15 protein-coding genes are annotated in these 18,792 nt (G+C 41.3%); 1 reads left to right on the forward strand and 14 read right to left on the reverse strand.

All coding sequences use genetic code 11. The annotated features are described in order from the left end of the window. Nucleotides 1-80 precede the first annotated feature (80 nt). From ACN6NB_RS08850 to ACN6NB_RS08860, 3 genes are all read right to left on the reverse strand, one after another. Nucleotides 81-1,544, reverse strand: a complete 1,464-nt coding sequence (locus ACN6NB_RS08850; RefSeq protein WP_180272412.1) for a glycoside hydrolase family 1 protein — start codon at nucleotides 1,542-1,544, stop codon at nucleotides 81-83. 24 nt (nucleotides 1,545-1,568) lie between these two features. Further along, the gene (locus ACN6NB_RS08855; protein ID WP_474253313.1) at nucleotides 1,569-3,470 is read right to left on the reverse strand and encodes a beta-glucoside-specific PTS transporter subunit IIABC; all 1,902 of its coding nucleotides are present in this window, start codon (nucleotides 3,468-3,470) and stop codon (nucleotides 1,569-1,571) included. Nucleotides 3,471-3,588: 118 nt separating this feature from the next. Beyond that, entirely contained in the window at nucleotides 3,589-4,431 is an 843-nt protein-coding gene (locus ACN6NB_RS08860; RefSeq protein WP_144464648.1) for a PRD domain-containing protein, read from the reverse strand. A 343-nt stretch (nucleotides 4,432-4,774) separates the two neighbouring features. Between ACN6NB_RS08860 and ACN6NB_RS08865 the strand changes: the two genes are divergently transcribed. Further along, a complete protein-coding gene (locus ACN6NB_RS08865; protein WP_039179010.1) occupies nucleotides 4,775-5,083 on the forward strand; it encodes a magnetosome magnetite crystal formation protein family in 309 nt (102 codons plus the stop codon). A gap of 58 nt (nucleotides 5,084-5,141) precedes the next feature. On the opposite strand, the gene ACN6NB_RS08870 is transcribed toward ACN6NB_RS08865, so the two are convergent. From ACN6NB_RS08870 to alsE, 11 genes are all read right to left on the reverse strand, one after another. Next, entirely contained in the window at nucleotides 5,142-6,545 is a 1,404-nt protein-coding gene (locus ACN6NB_RS08870; protein WP_474253314.1) for a sensor histidine kinase, read from the reverse strand. A gap of 2 nt (nucleotides 6,546-6,547) precedes the next feature. Further along, nucleotides 6,548-7,255, reverse strand: coding sequence for a response regulator transcription factor (locus ACN6NB_RS08875; protein ID WP_047203160.1), 708 nt, complete (start codon nucleotides 7,253-7,255; stop codon nucleotides 6,548-6,550). Between the two features lie 140 nt (nucleotides 7,256-7,395). Next, nucleotides 7,396-8,661, reverse strand: a complete 1,266-nt coding sequence (gene xynC / locus ACN6NB_RS08880) for a glucuronoarabinoxylan endo-1,4-beta-xylanase XynC (RefSeq protein WP_039179020.1) — start codon at nucleotides 8,659-8,661, stop codon at nucleotides 7,396-7,398. A 35-nt stretch (nucleotides 8,662-8,696) separates the two neighbouring features. Continuing rightward, nucleotides 8,697-10,238, reverse strand: a complete 1,542-nt coding sequence (locus ACN6NB_RS08885) for a glycoside hydrolase family 43 protein (RefSeq protein ID WP_474253315.1) — start codon at nucleotides 10,236-10,238, stop codon at nucleotides 8,697-8,699. 226 nt (nucleotides 10,239-10,464) lie between these two features. Beyond that, complete coding sequence (locus ACN6NB_RS08890; protein ID WP_126681921.1) at nucleotides 10,465-11,925, reverse strand: CoA-acylating methylmalonate-semialdehyde dehydrogenase; 1,461 nt, start codon at nucleotides 11,923-11,925, stop codon at nucleotides 10,465-10,467. A 314-nt stretch (nucleotides 11,926-12,239) separates the two neighbouring features. Continuing rightward, nucleotides 12,240-13,571 carry an alpha-galactosidase gene (gene melA, locus ACN6NB_RS08895; RefSeq protein WP_474253316.1) on the reverse strand — a complete coding sequence of 444 codons (1,332 nt, stop codon included), beginning with the start codon at nucleotides 13,569-13,571 and terminating at the stop codon, nucleotides 12,240-12,242. 31 nt (nucleotides 13,572-13,602) lie between these two features. Then, nucleotides 13,603-14,433 (reverse strand): carbohydrate ABC transporter permease, encoded by an 831-nt coding sequence (locus ACN6NB_RS08900; RefSeq protein ID WP_474253317.1) that lies wholly within the window; start codon nucleotides 14,431-14,433, stop codon nucleotides 13,603-13,605. After that, nucleotides 14,433-15,365 (reverse strand): carbohydrate ABC transporter permease, encoded by a 933-nt coding sequence (locus ACN6NB_RS08905; protein WP_474253318.1) that lies wholly within the window; start codon nucleotides 15,363-15,365, stop codon nucleotides 14,433-14,435. The genes ACN6NB_RS08900 and ACN6NB_RS08905 overlap by 1 nt, the downstream gene beginning before the upstream one ends. Nucleotides 15,366-15,395: 30 nt before the next feature. After that, a complete protein-coding gene (locus ACN6NB_RS08910; protein ID WP_099663317.1) occupies nucleotides 15,396-16,652 on the reverse strand; it encodes an ABC transporter substrate-binding protein in 1,257 nt (418 codons plus the stop codon). Between the two features lie 218 nt (nucleotides 16,653-16,870). Continuing rightward, nucleotides 16,871-17,911: a LacI family DNA-binding transcriptional regulator gene (locus ACN6NB_RS08915; RefSeq protein ID WP_144464640.1), complete on the reverse strand. Its 1,041-nt coding sequence runs from the start codon at nucleotides 17,909-17,911 to the stop codon at nucleotides 16,871-16,873. A gap of 185 nt (nucleotides 17,912-18,096) precedes the next feature. Further along, nucleotides 18,097-18,789: a D-allulose 6-phosphate 3-epimerase gene (gene alsE, locus ACN6NB_RS08920; protein WP_126681925.1), complete on the reverse strand. Its 693-nt coding sequence runs from the start codon at nucleotides 18,787-18,789 to the stop codon at nucleotides 18,097-18,099. Nucleotides 18,790-18,792: the final 3 nt, after the last annotated feature.

Raw genomic sequence — 18,792 nt, forward strand, 5'->3', positions numbered from 1 at the left:
TTTTCGTGAAAAATAAAACACCATCGCATGCAGCCGGTTAAGGCGCCCTGAGATGGTGTTTTTCATCATTCAATCTGCTTTTATAGGTCTTCTCCATTTGATGCAATTACATTTTTGTACCAGAAAAATGAGTCTTTCCGGTAACGATTCAGTGTACCATTTCCTAGGTCGTCTTGATCCACATAGATCAAACCATAGCGTTTAGTCATTTGAGATGTTCCGCAGCTGATTAAGTCAATACAGCCCCAAGGTGTGTATCCCATTAAGTCAACACCTTCTTTTACTGCTTCTTTCATCTGTTCAATATGTTTTTTCAAATAATCAATTCGATAATCATCGTGGATTTTTCCATCTTGTGTCAATGTATCTCTTGCGCCAAGTCCATTTTCACAAACAAATAAAGGCTTTTGGTATCTGTCATACAGTTTAATTAATGAAATGCGCAGACCCATTGGATCGATCGGCCAATCCCATTGTGATAATTCCAAGTGTTCATTTTTAATTGGGCTGTCAAACGTACCCGCTAGCTCAGCGGCATCTTCACGCGCTTCTGCTACGTGTGACATATAGTAGCTGATCGCAACAAAGTCAACAGTGCCCTCTTTCAAAATTTGTTCATCCTGCTCTTCAATATCCAGCTTGATTTGATTATCAGCAAAATATTTCACCATGTATGTTGGATATTCGCCTCTAGCTTGAACATCAGGATAGAACATATTCAATTGATTCGATTTGACTGCCTGCAGCTGATCCTCTGGTTTTGTTGTTTTTGCATAGGCTTCGATTTGGTTAATCATACAGCCAATTTGGACATCTGGAATGATTTCCTTCGCTGCCTTCACTGTTAATGCACTTGCCACAAATTGATGGTGAGATGCTTGGTAAGCAGCCTGTAATTTATGGTCTACTAAATCCTCTAAAATGCCAGCACCTGTATAAAGACTATTGAGGTTCATATTCATTTCATTAAATGTAATCCAATATTTCACTTTGTTTTTATATCTTTCTAAAATCGCCCGTGCGTATTTTTCGAACAATGGGACAAGCTCTCTACTCATCCATCCATTATATTTCTCTGTTAAGGTAATCGGCATTTCATAATGAGACATCGTTACTAGCGGTTCAATTCCATATTTCGCACATTCATCAAATACTTTATCGTAAAAAGCCAATCCTTCTTCATTCGGCTTATCCTCTAAACCTGTTGGAAAGATTCTTGCCCATGAGATGGACAAACGAAAGACTTTAAATCCCATTTCTGCAAACAGTGCGATATCTTCTTCATAACGATGATAAAAATCAATTCCGCGTCTTTTTGGGAAATCAAATGCATCAGGATTTTCCTTGTATTTGTTTAGTTCAGCTGAACTAACATCGAATGTAAAGTTGTTTACTTTTCCTTGTGCATAGGGATCTTTATATGCCGCGTAGTCTGAAGTTGACAGCCCTTTCCCGCCTTCTAAATATGCGCCCTCTATTTGATTGGCAGCTGTTGCGCCACCCCATAGGAAATTATCTGAAAAACCTTTTTTTAATTCTTTCATTTCAATCATCCCTTCTATTTATGATTAATGAATGAGCATTAAGAGTTTATTTTCTCCTGCGTTGACATAAGAGTCACCTGTATGGATGACATCTAGGTACTTCGAGGAATTAGTGACGATAATAGGTGTCACAACATTTAATTCTTTTGATTGAATTCCTTCTATATCAAATGATAATAAATGATCCCCGATGTTGATTTCATCTCCTTCTTCCACCAATACCTCAAAGAATTGACCATTTAGGCTGACGGTATCAATCCCTACATGTATTAATAATTCAATCCCATCATCTGAAACCAAACCTATTGCATGTTTAGTAGGTGTAACGGTCACTACTTTTCCGGAAAACGGTGCTTGTACCACCCCCTTATCAGGCATAATCGCTACTCCCTTGCCCATCATTTCGCTTGAGAAGACGGCATCATTGACTTCAGATAAAGGAACGACCTGACCAGTTATAGGTGCTTGTACTTCATAAGGATTTACTTGTCTGGCAGCTTGTTGATTGACTGCATGCTCTGAATCTTTAGATGACTTTCCTTGTTTTAGCGGCTGACCTTCTTCTTTTGTGGCAGGTTCTTTAAAACCAAGGAACATAGTGACAAGCAGTGAGACCAAAAAGCTCAGCGCTATTCCAATTAAAGCGAGCTGGAAATTGTTTGTGCCTTTCATAATGTAAGTTGGCAGAGATGTAATACCTGGAATTGAAAATGCTGTCGTTTTGACTGAAAATAAACCATAAAAACATCCGCCAACTGCCCCGCCAATTAATGAAGCATAGAAAGGCTTTTTCAATCTCAGTGTGACTCCATAAATGGCTGGTTCTGTGATACCAAAGAAACTCGGAAGCAATGTTGATAATGCCAAAGACCTTGTTTCTACTCGTTTTGTGCGAATGATGACTCCTAAAACGGCGCCTGCTTGTGCCATATTGGCAATAAAGTTCATCGGAAGCAGCATGACATCGTATCCAACTTTTTCAAAGCTGGCAAACGTGCTTGGGAAGAATGCGTAATGCATTCCAGTTAGCACAATTAAAGGCATGAGGCCTCCCATTAATAAACCTGCAATCGGTCCAGCAAAATGGAATAAAGAAGTGAAGAAGATCTCTAAATACTGACCGAAAACGTTTCCAATAGGCGCTATGAAAGCTAGTGTAAGAGGCGCTGTGATCATTAAGCTCAGTACCGGTGTAAATACGATGCTTAAAGATTTTGGAATGACTTTCGTTATCCACTTATCGATAAAGCTAAGTAGCAGTACTCCTAAAATAATCGGTAAAACGGAAGAAGTATAATTATTTAATGGAATACTCAATCCTAAAAAACTAAGTGGATCTGCCCCTTTTGCTGCCCCTTCCACCATCGTGGGATACAATAAAATCCCAGCGAGTGCCATCGCGAGAGATTCTCGTGTTTTAAATTTCTTCGCTGCAGAATAAGCAATGAGGAAAGGTAAAAAGTAAAAGACAGCATTTGAAAAGATTTGTAGTACAGCATAGGTAGAGCTTTTTTCCGTCAGCCAGCCTAAACTAACGAACAAAGCCATGATCCCTTTAATCAATCCACTACCAACAATCGCCGGCAAAATCGGTGTGAAAATTCCGCTAATGACATCGAATACGACTTCGATTGGATTCATCTTTGACGTATGTTTAGCAGGAGAAGAATCATTGCTGCTGTCACCAATCAGATGGTCGATTTCCTCATAGACTTCTGCAACTTTTGCTCCAATAATGACTTGGAATTGTCCGCTTTGGAATTGCGCTCCGAGCACTCCATCTACTGTTTTCAGTTCATCTACTTTTACCTGTTTTTCATCGTTGATATTAAATCTCAGCCTCGTAATACAATGCCAACTTTGAGATATATTGCCTGTTCCGCCGATTAATTTGATAATTTCTTGCGCCAATTCTTTGTTGTTCATGTCTTCACCCCTTCATTTTCACAAAAAAAACCTAAACAAAATCCACCATTAGAAAGACCATTCTTCTAAATGGAGATTTGTTTAGGTTAATGCTTTTTCATAACACGCCTAAAAGAAATCATGTATTCTGTTGATGTTTCTTTGTGATTCTTTCAATATGAATGACTAGAAAAACAAGTTCGTCTTCTGTGACATTCCAATTAAATTCACGCTTTAACATTTCTTTAATAATCAAACCGCATGCATAGCTCTTCATATAACGATCCTGAATTAATTCTTTTAATGAATCATCCATCTGCTGAGGCGGTTGATTTGTTTCTTGTCTGACAATAAAATATCTCAAATGAGTGATAAACCTCGAATAATCTATCGATGATTTATCTAATACCATCTCGAAAATGTTTTGAATAATCTTAACGATTTCCTTCGTGAGATGGGTCATTTTGATCGTATCTCCCATAGACTGACCATCTATTTGAGCGTTTACAAAATGAAGGGCAATGAGTGAAGCTTCTGTATCTTCAAAGGAAATTCCCATCATTTTTTGAATAATTTTAAGTGCTTTTTTCCCAATTTGATATTCTTGAAAATATAGATGTGGAATTTCCCATACGATAGGGTTTTCATATTCCATTTTTTCTTGATGCCTTTGAATTGAAAAGGTAAGATGATCAGATAGCGAAAACAGCATGCTGGAACCTAATTTTTTATTCAATATCTCTTCGCCCATATGAATGATTTTTTCAGTTAATAAAAGAATATCAGTTGGGATAGCGGCAAGTTGAGATTCTAATGGAGACGTCTGATCAGAATAAAATGTCTTACTGACAGCGCTCTCATCAAGAGTATCACCTTTTTTCTTCTTAAAGCCTATTCCTGTACCAAAAACAACTACTTCATTTTGAGTGTCTGTTAGAGCCAATACGATATTATTGTTTAAAACTTTAACGACGGTGAACATCTTCATCCCACCTTACCTAAAACTGCTAAAAAAAGCATAAAAAAACACCAAAATCTCAGCAAACAACGTACAAATGTACAACATGTTTACCTGACTTGGTGGTGCCTGATGATATCAGTAACACTCCTGCATCGGTTACGATTTTATTGTAAACACAGGATAAACCAAAGTCAACTATTTTTTTCGGTAAGATAGATTTAAATACCTATATTATAGTATGTCGTTTATAAATTATTTTAAAAGGTAAATAAGTTTAAGGTTGCTGTAAGGTTCGGATTAATACAGGTTAAGGTTCAGGTAGTACAATGGGTTTGTAGTGAATAAATCATAGAGGTGAAACGTTTTGAGAGAAAATAAAATCTTGTCTTCATTATGTTACTTTAGTATCTTTTTTGCACCATTTTTGTTCCCAATTATCGTCTATTTCTTAGGTCAGGACGACGTGAAATATCATGCGAAAAAATCATTATGGACGCATATTATTCCTTATTTGATTTTTGGTATTGGCATCCTTGGTTCAGGTTTACTTGGTATGAAAGATATCAGCCATGCGGGGCCTTTCTTAATTGCGACATATGCAGTAACATTCCTTGTTGCTATCTACTTCTTCATTTGGAACATTGTGAAAGGCATCAAAGTGTTTTCAGAATAAATAATAGATGAAAAAACGGTTCTGTTGTTGATCAGAACCGTTTTTTTTTTGTATGTTTTCATGCTGGTAGTTGGATGTCAATTGTTGTTCCTTTTCCTACACTGCTACGGATCGTGATATCCCCGCCGTGCTTGACGATAATATCCTTTGCAATAGCCATCCCAAGACCAGAGCCTGCATGCGAAACTCCTGTATTCGTCCCTCTGTAATAGCGGTCAAACACTTTTTCCAGCTCTGCCTCTTCTATTCCTCTGCCGTTGTCTTGAATCGTAATATGGGTTCTTTCTTTTTGTTCAAGCTGTACAATAATCGTCACATCAGGATCATTGTGAACGAGGGCATTTAAAATCAGATTGGTGACCGCTCTTCGAATGAGGATTTTATCAATATTCAGCATGAGCTTGTCTTCATTCGTTTGAAGCTCAATCGTCTGATCGGCATATCTTGAATCGTTTAAAATATCAATTAACGTTTCCCGCAACAGTGACACAATGTTGACCAGCTCTTTATTTAGCATGACGCCGTTATTTTTCAGCCTTGTTGTTAAATTCAGATCCTCCATGACATCTTTGATATACAATGATTTATTCTCAATGATGCCCGCGTAATGTCTAATGTCCTGGTTTGAAAGAGGATACTTTTGGTCTTTCATGATTTCTGCATAGCCTTGAATAGAAGCTAGCGGCGTTTTAATATCATGAGAAATATGGCTGATCCATTCTTCCCGCATTTGCTCTAGTTTGTCTTTTTCTTTTTTGCTTGAAGCGAGCTGCTCTGATAAGTGATTGACATTATAGAAGACATCTTTATAAATTCCTTTAGCAGGCAGATTTGTCGTGTAATCGCCGTTTGCCAGCCGCTGGATGCTATGAATGACACGGGCAAGCGGTTTTGTGAGCTGCCGGCTGAATAAGTAACCAATGAGTAACGCTATGATGGCATCAATTGATAATAAAATCATCGTCCCGATATTGAATCTTGTTACTAAGTCCTTCGTGTCAAACGAGAATAGGTACTTTCCAATGGAAGGGTCTTTAAATCCGATAAAGTAACTGTATTCTTTGCCCTTTACTTTTTTTCCGCCAGCATAAATGGTCGATAATAATTGCTTATCTTTATATTTATGTAAGTTCACGATTTCTATCGGTGTATATTTGTTCTTTAGTCCTTTAGGTGCCTGCGCATGATACACGTTTTGGCCATTTTCGTCTAAAATTTGAATCCATGCATTCTGTTGTTTTAAGGCTTTCTGCCCTTCTTTGTTTACGGTAATGCCTTGATCAGAAAAAGAGACGTATTGTTCAAATGATCTTGTGAAGGTTTCGGGTGTATTTTCCTCGTTATGCTGGCTGTTTGCCTGAAGTACGAGCCAAATCATAAATCCGAATAAGTTGATAAAGACCGTGATAATGGTCACGATAATGACAGAGACCATATATCTGCCTGTTAATCGCCATTTCATCTTTACGCATCCTTTACAACAAATTTATAACCAAGCCCTTTGACAGTGACGAGAAACTCTGGTGTTGACGGGGAATCCTCTATTTTTTCCCGTAGTCTTCGGATGTGAACCATTACCGTATTGTCAGAACCGAAGAAGTCTTCCCCCCAAACGGTTTGATAAAGCGTTTCTTTACTGATGACGCGGTTCGGATGCTGCAAGAAGTAGGTCATCAGCAGAAGCTCTTTCGGCGTGAGCTCAATGACCGCTCCATTTTTAGTCAGTTCTGCTTGCTGCTCGTTTAACTCAAACGGCCCTTTTTTGATCACGGGATCGGCTTGAGTTGACTGCAAGTATGAGATCCTTCTCAGCTGCGCTTTCACCCGGTAGGCGACTTCCTTTGGACTGAATGGTTTTGTAATGTAGTCATCTCCGCCGATGGCAAGTCCTACAATTTTGTCGGATTCTTCTCCCTTTGCTGATAAAAAGATAATCGGAACATGGGAGGTCTCTCTGATTTGTCTGCAAATATCATAGCCTTCACCGTCTGGCAGCATAATATCAAGTATGACAAGATCGGGTTGTTCTTGATGAAATTTTGCAAGCCCATCACGGGCAGTTGAAGCAGTGATGACGCGATCAATGCCTTCCCTTGTTAATACAGTGTTAATTAATTCCAAGATTTCTTTTTCGTCATCGATCATTAATACTTTGCTTTGAAGCTTTGGCATACATTGATCACTCTCCTGAAGTCATTGCCATTATTATACCCAATGTAAGTACATAGTGAAAAAATCAACTTCCTATTTGCATAAAAAAAGCCAATTTTCTTTTGAAATGAGAAAATTGGCTTTTGGTGATTCAATTCATTCTAGCGTTTGACCACAAATGTTGTCACACTTTGAGCCGGGAGATGAGCCCAAAATTGATTACCTGATATATTTAAGTCTGTACCAGGCTGAAGGTTGCTGTTGCTGCTTGTGATCCATCTTGACGCTTGTGAAGCAGTTCCGTTTTGCATCACAAAGTGCTGATTGACTCCTGTATTGTTTTTGTTAATCGCGACAATGACGACCTGATTGTTTCCTTTATAGGCTGATACGAAAACATTCGGTTCAGGACTTTTCGTTGCATCAATTCTGATGTATCCTGGGCGTACAAACTTGGAGAAATGCGCCATGTTGTAACCGCGTTTACTGATCAGGCCATCTTCCTTCATAGGGCCGTAGGATCTGCGGATGTACCACCAAACATATGCCTGAAAGTCCCCTTCTACCATCGAATGGTGAATATGCTCTGAAACCCCTAATGCCTCAGGCCAGCGGTCCGCTGAATTGTTATCGCTATTCGGGTAGTAGACCTCTGTCATCCAAAGCTCCTTTCCCCCGCCCTTTTGTTTGAAAAGTGGATACGGAAGCTGGCTGATTTGGGTTCCGTACAAATGGGCTCCGAGAATGTCCATGTTTCCAAGCGCCTGCGGATCGTTTAGGATAGGATCTGATATATTTTTAAGGTATTGAAAGGATTCTGGTGCGATCACGCGAGCATTAATGGAGCCAGCATTTTCTCTCATGAAACGCAGGATTTCCTGAGGAGTCCACCATGTCCATTCGTGTGCATAATCGGGCTCATTTTGTACAGATATAGCATAGAGATTGACGCCATTATTTTTCATATACGTCACAAAATCGTTCAGATGCTGAGCATATGCGGCGTATTGATTGTATCTGAGTCGCTTTGCAGATGTACCATTCCGGTTGAAGGTCTCTACCATATTGCTTGGAGGATTCCAAGGTGAAGCGATCACCAAAGCTCCATGCTCTATTGCTCTTTTGGCAGTAGCGACCTCTCTGTGCCAATTATTTCTGTTCTCATCTACAAAAATTCTTAGAATGGAAAATCCTAATTGATTCTGCCCATTGCCAAAGGCGGTTTCCCTTTGAGGTGCGGTCAAATCACCAATCCAAGCCGGATGGTTCATTCCGCCAAAGCCGCGAATCACTTGTCTTTCCGCATTGATATTAATATTGGCATCTGCTGCTGAAACCTCAGTCACGCCAGGTCCGATGAACATGACAGACAGCATGGTGAAGCAGATCAATAAAGTGCAGATTGGTTTTTTGATCATTGACATCAAATTCTTCCACTCTCCTATCATCTTGTCTTTCTTCGTTACCTTTGAGTAAACTGCCAGGAATCAAATTGAAATAGGTTTGCACCTGTTCCAGTAAAAACAAAAAATACGTTGTGTACGCCTGCTGCTCCGTTTACTGTCGTTTCTACTTCTCGCCAGTTATTTGCTCCCCCTGTGGAAGGGACATTCAGTGTTCCGACGAGTCTGCCGTCAGGACTTCCGAGGCGTACTTCTATCTTCCCACCTGCATTTGACGCTACATTCGCTTTAAATGTTCTCGCGCCGTTTGATCCGAAATCGACGTTACTGGCAGCCACCCAATCTCCGTTTTGAATGTTTGTGACATGCTGGTTATTGAACGGTCCGCCTGGAGCTGAAGATGCCTCTGTTAAAATGCGTCCATTCCAAGCAAATGTTTCAGCTTCTACCCGCTGATAAGGATTCAAATTGGAAAGCTGTTTAACCCCTTCAAAATTGGCTGCGACTTCTCGAAGAGAACCGTCAGCATTATGCACAAGCTTATTAATATGCGGAGATCTGTAGCCTTTTCCTGCTCCGTATAAAGCAGAGCTGACCGTTTGGGTATGATACACGACATACCACTCGTTTTTAAAATTGAACACAGCATGATGGTTATTACCGCCTCCCCCGAAAAATGCACCCGGATTTTTCAGGAAGTGCCCTCTATACGTAAAGGGACCCATCGGACTTGAGCTCGTCATATAACCGATCTCACCAGGTGGTTTATCTGCTGGGTGGGAGCCGCCAAAGTTGATGCAATAGGAATAGTAATAGGTTCCGTTATACTTATGCATCCCCGAATCTTCAAACATAAAAGGAGCATCAATGGTTGATGCGCTGCCTACCACACTTGTCATATCAGGTCCTAGTTTTAGAACTCTTGCTGTTTTAGGATTCGCCCATTGTCCCTGCGTTGGATTAGAACCGCCTGGAACACCTCCGCCGGCATATAGATAACCAGTGCCGTCATCATCTACAAAAACGGCAGGATCAAAAAGCCATACAACCCCGGACATCCCTGGTGTATTTGGCGTGACGAGTGCTTTTCCGATAGGATCTGTCCATGGACCGATGGGGGAGTCTGATGTCAGAACGCCAATCCCTCCGCCGCTGTTCGCGAAATAAAGGAAAAATTTATCCTTCCCATTGATTTTTTTCACCGCTGCTGATGGAGCCCAGGAAGCACCTGCCCATTTGGCAATTCCTTTGCCGCCATTTGCGCCATTTGCCCCAGCTACTGGAATCGCGCCATGATCTGTCCAGTTCACCATATCTGCTGAAGAGATGACAAAGACCCTATTCAAATTGGCAAAAGAATTATCCTTAATCGTTCCGTTGCTGTGATATTCATAGTCATCACTCGACATATAAATGTACACTCTTCCGTTATAGGTGAGCGCAAATGGATCAGCGCCCAAGTGGTGGTCTATGAGCGGGTTGGCATTTCCTACACGTTTTGCAATTGTTGTGCTTGCCGCACTCGCATCATATACCGGTAAAAAGCTCAGTACCAAAGCAAGAATCAATAAACCAACGCCGCACTTCATCCTCGTCCTCATCGTTTCATTTCCTCCTGTTTTCATCTTCCTAATATTGGGGTTTAGGCCCAATTTCAAAATATGTTGAGAGGTACTGATGAAGAATGAATATAAAGAATGATTTCTAGTGTAAATCCTTGCTGGAATCACGTTGAAAACCCTTACTTTTTGACTAGAAGACAACAAAAAAATGCAGTCTCCTATGCTGGGGCTGCATTTTTTCTTCTTATGATTCATTGCATATAGCTTACATATAACGAGCGGTGACCATTTTCTTTCTTGTGTAAAACTCCACTCCGTCTGTTCCATTGGCATGCAAGTCTCCGTAGAAAGAATCCTTCCAGCCGGAAAACGGGAAGAATGCCATTGGTGCAGGTACACCGATGTTTACACCGAGCATGCCCGCTTCGATGTTTTCACGAAATTCTCTTATGCTTGAAGCGCTGTCCGTATACAGGCAGGCACCATTCGCAAATTTTGATTGATTGGACAGGTCGATGGCTTCTGCTAATGAGGAAACACGGACAATTGATAAGACTGGGGCGAAAATCTCGTCCTGCCAAATTTTCATTTGATTTGTGACATGATCAAAGATCGTCGGTCCGATGAAATACCCTTCTCCATTTGTTTCGTGGTCTTGCCGGCCATCACGAATGAGGCTTGCTCCTTCTTCAATCCCTGACTGGATGTATTGAAGCGTTCGTTCTTTATGTTCCTTTCGAATGACTGGCCCAAGAAAGACCTCTTCATTAATTCCGTTTCCAATGACGAGCTCGTTTGATTCATCCACTAATTTTTGAATCAACTCATCAGCCACTTCTTCTTCCACTGCGACAACGGCTGCAGCCATGCAGCGCTCTCCCGCTGATCCAAAGGCAGCCCCGATGATTTGTTTCGTTGCCGCGTCTAAATCCGCATCTTTGAGGACAATGGAGTGATTCTTTGCGCCTGCAAGTGCTTGGACACGTTTGCCATGCTCCGTTCCTTTTTTATAGACATATTCAGCGACTGGCTGAGAGCCGACAAATGATATGGCTTTGACCTTTTGATGTTCAAGCAGTCCGTTGACGACATCGTGAGCTCCATTGACGATGTTGAGAACACCTTTTGGAAGACCCGCTTCTTCAAACAGCTCAGCTAACCGTGCCGCAAGAATAGGTGTTCGTTCTGAAGGTTTTAAAACAAACGTATTTCCGCAGGCAATGGCAAGCGGGAACATCCAGCATGGAACCATCATTGGAAAGTTAAATGGCGTAATGCCGCCGATGACGCCAATTGGATAGCGGTACATGCCTGATTCAAGTCCAGTCGCAATATCTGGCAGCTGTTTTCCCATCATTAACGTCGGTGCGCCCGCAGCAAATTCCACACATTCAATCCCGCGCTGCACTTCTCCTTTTGCCTCTGTTACACTTTTTCCGTTTTCAATCGTTACGAGTTCAGCCAGCTCATCCCAGTTCTCAACGAGTAACTGCTGGTATTTAAATAAAATGCGTGCACGCCGGGGAACAGCAGTTTTAGACCAAGTAGTAAACGCTTCCTGTGCTGCTTGTACCGCACGTTCAACATCTGTTTTTGTTGAAAGCGGCACTTCCGCGATGATTTCGCCAGTAGCTGGGTTATACACTGATTCTGTTTGACTTGTTTCTGCCTCAATCCATTGTCCGCCAATATAATTTTTCAACATTTGTACATCTGTTTTGGTCATGTTCCCTCTCTCCTCTTTGTTAAAGAATGTCATGCTTAAAGGGTGTGTATGTATCGTCATTGTCTCATCTAACGGGCATTCATCTGTATACACTCTTTGTCAAATCAAACGGCAGTTTTGGTTTACGTTGTGATCATCTGGTTTGTTTGTGACATATGACACGAGAATGCCAAAAATCCATGATGTATTTTTGGTTAACTGTTGGTTAACTTCAGAAAAATCATAATATGAAAATGACCCTCAGTCAATCCTCTTTTTGCTTCATAAGAAATACCTGATGCGCGGCACATCAGGTAGAGGCTGGTTCATTGATATTATTTGGTTGATCCTGCATATTGATTCGGTTCAATATAATTTGGCAGCATCTCTCCATGTGCTTCAATGAGTTCATCACATAATTTAATGGTGTCATCGATTGATAGTTCAGCGCTTGTGTGTGGATCAAGTAAAGCAGCTTGATAAATGTGCTCTTTTTTTCCGCTGATGGCTGCTTCTATTGTCATCAGCTGGGAGCTGATATTGCTTCTGTTGAGTCCAGCCAATTGTTCAGGGATCTCTCCGACATAGCATGGCATGATGCCGCTTCGATCTGCCACACATGGTACTTCTACACAGGCTTTTTCAGGCAGGTTGTCAATGAGCCCGCCAGTGTTCAGAACATTTCCGCCAAATTTAAAGGGAACGTTCGTTTCGATCGCTTCAATGATACGTGAACCATATTCTTTAGAGCGGGTATGTGTGATCTGTGTGTTTCCTACAAGGTCATGCTTCATTGTATTCCAATTGTTGATTTGTTCCTCGCAGCGCCTTGGGTATTCGTCGAGCGGAATGTTAAACTGACCGATTAGTTCAGGGTACCGTGATTTAATGAAATATGGATGGTATTCGGCATTGTGCTCTGAGGATTCTGTGACATAGTAGCCGAATTTATCCATCAGTTCAAAACGAACCATATCATGATGCCGCGATTGCTGCTTTTCTTTTGCTCGTCTTTTGATTTCTGGATACAAGTCTTTACCATCCCGTTTCACCTCTAATAACCATGCCATATGGTTAATGCCGGCGATTTTTTCTTCAATGCCTTCATGTTCCATTTCAAGAGATTCAAATAGGTCCTTTGTACACACTTGCACACTATGACAAAGGCCAACTGTTTGAATCTGAGTATAGCGCAGCATTGCACTTGTCAATGTGGCCATAGGGTTTGTGTAATTTAACAATAAAGCACTTGGGCAAACCTCTTCCATATCCTTTGCAAAGTCAAGCATGACCGGAATGGTTCGAAGGGAACGGAAGATGCCGCCGATCCCTACCGTATCTGCAATCGTTTGTCTTAATCCATATTTTTTAGGTATTTCAAAATCAATGATTGTACTTGGCCGATAGCCTCCAACTTGGATGGCATTGATGACATATTTCGCATCCTGTAAGGCTTCTTTCCGGTTTTGATAGGATTGGATGGTCACATTTGCACCGTAATTTGCTTTTAAATGCCGTAGCATCGTTTCTGATTCTTTCAGCCGGTTGAGGTCGATATCATATAATGCGAATTCAAAGCCTGCAAGGGCAGGAACAAACAGACAATCTCCTAATATATTTTTAGCAAACACGGTACTCCCTGCACCGATAAATGTAATTTTAGACATAGACGACTCTCCTTTTTACATCCATATTGGGCTAGCCTTTGACAGAGCCTTGTGAAAGCCCTGCGATAAAATATTTTTGTAAAAGTAAAAACATCGTAACCATTGGCACCATCGCAATGAGGGCAGCTGCACCAACGAGCTGGAGCTGATGCTGATTTTGACCAAAAAAATGGGATAAGGCGACCGTGAGTGTATGCATCTCTTTATCTTGCAAAAAGAAGATAGCAAATTGATAGTCGTTCCAAATATACACGCAGGCAATGATTAATACAGAAGCGGTAATGGGCTTTAGAAGCGGAAAAACGACAGTGAAAAAAACTCTGAGTGTCCCTGCTCCATCAATACGGGCAGCTTCTTCAAGCTCCTTTGGAATGGTCGACCTGATAAAGCCTGCGTATAAGAAAATCGTCAGCGGCAAAAAAGCAGCCACATTATTTAAAATAGCAATTTGATAGGTGTTCATCATCCCGATTTGAACGACCATTTTATAGAGCGGGACAAGGGCTGTGAGCGGTGGAATGACCATAATGGCAATAAATAAAACATAGACTGCTTTATTTAGCTTGGTGTTCCTTCTTGCAAGCGGATAGGCTGCAAGAGATCCAAATATAATGAGCAATACAGCGGAGCTGAACGTAATGATCACTGTATTCAAAAAGGACTGGCCAAGCTGAGCCTCTGTCCATGCTGTGCGGAAGTTTTCAAGGTGCAGCGCTTTTGGAAACAGCCATTTTGAACTAAAATCTCCTATCCCTTTTAATGAAGTCGTCACCAAAATATAAAATGGAATGAGGTGTAGCAATGTAATCAATAGTGCGAGGAAGGAGTACCATCTTTTCTTGCGTTTATAGGCGTTATCCATCACACCTCGGTCTCCTTTCGTTTGAAATAAATCAGCGCTGCGACACTAATGATAAGGATGATGACCGCCATGAACACCCCTTGCGTCGCTGCATAGCCTGCATCCTGACGTTTGAAATACAGATCATACATAAAGGTCGACATGGATTGCGAGGAATCTCCAGGTCCGCCGCCCGTGAGTGCCACAATGACATCAAAGAGCTTGAGCCCGCCAATGACATTCAGCACAACATTAATGGTGATCGACGGCATAAGCAGCGGCAATGTAATCCGCCTGAATTGTTGAAAGCTCGATGCGCCGTCTAATTGTGCCGCTTCGTAATAATCCTTAGGGATACTTTGAAGTCCTGCTAAATAAATGATCATCGCAATCCCGACGAATTGATATGTGTTGACAAGCACAATGATCCATGTGTTGAATTGCGGGTTGCCGAGCGCATTTATTTGATCAAATCCAAAAAGCGTCACCACATCATTTAAGGCACCGCCTTGGTAAGCAAACACAAAATACCAAATATAGCCCATCGCAATCGGGCTGATCATGACAGGTAAATAGATGACCGTTCTTGTGATGGCTTTCATCTTTAAGCTTTGATTTAATAAGAGCGCATATCCAAGTCCGATGATATTTTGTAAGATGGTGCTCCCAATTCCGTAGAGAAGCGTGTTTTTGACTACAAGCCATGTCGCTTGATCCTGAAGCAGCCGATCATATTGCTTAAGACCAATCCATTGATAAGTTTGTGAGAAACCGTTCCAATTCGTAAAAGAAAGCTGAATGCCGTTCAAAAAAGGATAAATGATAAAGGTACTGACGACGAGAACAGCTGGCATGTACATCCACCAAAGTGATGAATTGTGGCGTTTTTGTATCTTTTGTTTTGGTAAAGAGGTGAATGCGGCTGGCTGCTTTGCTTTTGTGATGTCATTCATTGGCTTCACTCCTGTTTCAGCATCCATCGGCTATTGTTTTTTCAGACGCTTATACTCCTCTTCCATTTTCTTTGACAACTGTTCTGGTGTGATCGAGCCTGCTAATAATTCTTGACCCGTTGTTGCCATGACCGCCCACATTCCGCTTGGTAAGTATTTTCGATCGAAATACGGTTCAATCTTCACCTGTTCGTATTGATCGTAAAATGTAGAGTAATAGTTTTTCGCTTTCACTTGTTTTAGAGCTGTTTCAGAGGATGTGCCCTCTGCGATTTTTTTGGCGTTTTCAGGCTTTGCTAAAAAATCGATGAATTGCTTTGCTTCTTTTAAATGCTTAGAATCCTTCCAAGCAGCGACAGTAAACCGTTCTCCGCCAATCCAGCTTTGTTTATCTCCTTCATGGATGGCTGGAACAGGCATCGTGCCTACTTTGATTGATGGATTCAGCTCTGTTGCTTCAGGTCCTAACGATCCTCCGACAAAGGTGAAGGCGATTTTGTTTTGCGCCATGAGTTCCGGTGCTTGAGAGAGTTTCGCTGTCAGGACATCTTTGTTTAAAAGGTCTTGATCCTTCAGATCTTTCATGAATTGTGCAAGCGGTGTATAGAGAGACCAATCAAATGATCCGTTTTCAAGTTCCTTTCCGTATTGATGTTTTTGATCGGTGATTAATAAAGGCGTCGCCAGTTCATCAAAGACTTGGGCAATATTTGAGTTATCTCCTCCTGGTATCCAGAGCGGCACAACATCTCCTTTGCTTTTTTCTTTCACTGTCAGCAACGCCGATTTTAATTCATCAAGTGTTTTTGGGACTTCGACGCCATATTCTTTTAATAGATTGGCATTAAAGCTAAGCCCGTCTTTTGCTTGATTCAGCGGATAGGCGTACACTTTGCCATCTTGGTCTTTTAAAATCTGGTCGAGTGAAGGATCAAGCTGTTTGACCCAATCCATCTCTTTTAAATCAGCCACATATTCGCTATAGCGTAGTTTGGCCCAACCATGTGTATCAAAAAGGTCTGGCATATCGTTTGCCCCCATTTTGACGCGGATCATATCTTCATAGCTGTTGCCTGGGAAATTGGCATCGATTCGAATGTGTTGATGCTCCTTTTCAAACTCACGAATCACTTCTTCAAACGCTTTTCTTTCCCCGCTGTTGCTCATCGTTGAAAATAGCGTCAAGGTGACCTTTCCATTTGCTTCAGAAGAACCGTTATTACCGCAAGCAGACAAAATCATGGTCAAGAATATGGCTGCAGTCAGCAGCATGATTTTTTTATTCATGGTTTCCTCCTTTTGATCACTGAAAATTCAGACGATACTCGGTAGAATTCATGCAGTTGCGGAAACAAAAGAAGTCCATTATACTGGAATTCTATTCTTTTCAAAGAGATAAGAGAGCATACCGGCAGGCTGCCTTGTTCTTAGCATGATCTGGCCATCATGCTAAGCAGCTTGCTTTCTGCTTTTTTGTCTCTTTTTTGTTTGCTGAAATCGATGGTTCACCCCCTTTCATGGATGAGACATGTACTGCCTCGCTCGATGAGTGTTGTTGGCACGACGACTTTTAGAGGAAGTTTTCTTCCGTTTATTCTCTCAAGCAAAAGCTTCAGACCGACTTCCCCCATTTCTTCTGTATATACTTTGACAGTCGTAAGCGGCGGGCTTGAAAATGATGCGGCTTCAATGTCATTAAATCCAACAATGGATACATCTGAAGGAACGTGTAGACCGGCTTCATGGAGAGCGCGCATTGCCCCGATGGCCATAGAGTCACTTCCAATGAAAAAGGCCTGCGGCAGTTTTCCTTTTTTGATAGCTTGCTGCATAAGCGAATAGCCTTCTTGCATGGAGTATTCACCAATGTGGATGTCTTCCATATGAAGAGCGCCCGCTTCCTGCATTCTTTTCATAAACGTGGTTTGTCTTTCGTCCTCAATCACAGCGTTGCCTTCGAAATAATGCTCCCGCTCTTTCCCGCCAATATAGCCTAGATGTGTATAGCCGAGTGATTGCAGATGACGAATGGCGCGATCTGCCGCTCTGACAAAATCCACATGTACACAATCATACAAATCTTCATCTGCATAATGATTGATAAAAACAATGTGTTCCATTCGATTTGTCATTTTTTCAACTGTATCGGGGCTGATTCGTCCAATGACGATCAAGCCGTCAATATCCTTTAGCATCGCCCCTTTATCCATGCTTCTTAGGCGAAAGGTATGGAGAGTGGACAGGCCTTGTTTGGCATATTCTTTTTCAATTCCTTTTCGAATCGATGAAAAAAAGGGATCATTTAATTCTTCGTCAATGGATTGAGCGACAACGATACCGATGACTGGGGATTCAGATTGGCTTTTTTCTTCTGCTTGATCGGCTTTTCTTGCTCTCACTGGGGTATAGTTTAACTTCTTTGCAATGTCGAGGATGTTTTGTCTCGTTGCGTGTGAAACGGCAAGTGTTTGATCGCCATTTAACACACGGGATACAGTGGAAACGGACACTTTTGCATCATGAGCAATATCTTTGAGTGTGGTCATAGGCAAACTCCTCATCGTTATTTAACTAAATATTTACTAAAGATATTTGAAGGATAACATATTAATAAAGCGCTTTCAATTATAGATTTGCGATTTTTATTTTGTTTTTGGGTAAGTTTTGGTGAGTAAATATCATTTTAGTAAAAATTGCGTAAAAAAGAGGATGGGTTTCATCCTCTCTTTTACTAACGCGATTCGATTGAAGCTGTTTCTTTTGAAAATATTTGCTTCATTGTTTCCCAAGCAGTGTCGAGTTGTTTATGAAGTCCAAATAAACCTGAGGTGCCGATGATGTAGATCTCATTTCCAGCCTCAGCAAGCAGCCGGAACGTGCTCTCATTACAAGAGCCGTCTACTTCAATTGAAAACGAGTATCCTCCGTGTTTTTTGATATCTTTCACCTGTTTAATTTTCTGAAGCATTTCTTTAATAAATGGCTGTCCGGCAAAGCCTGGATCGATCGTCATGATCGTCACTCGGTCTATTAAATGAATAAAGGACTCTAATGCTGCAACTGGTGTGACGGGGTTTAAAACAAAGCCAACCTCACATTTTCTTTGGTGAATATGCCGTATGATTCGAAAGGCATCTTTCTGCACGACTTCTGGGTGTAAACAAATCATCGTTGCGCCTGCATCAATACATGCATCGATTAAAAATTCTTGGGGGTGTTCAGCCATTAGATGAACATCAATCGGTAAATTTGTCAGTTTCCGAAGCTGTTCAATGAAAAAGGGTGATAACGTCATATTCTTCACATAATGCCCATCCATCACATCGACATGGTACCGGTCTGCTCTCGTGTTGAGAAGATGAATTTGTTCACGGAAATGCGTGAGATCCATGCACATCAGTGAAGGTGAAAAAGTGGCTGTCAATCT

The organism is Bacillus sp. 11B20, from assembly GCF_056098985.1.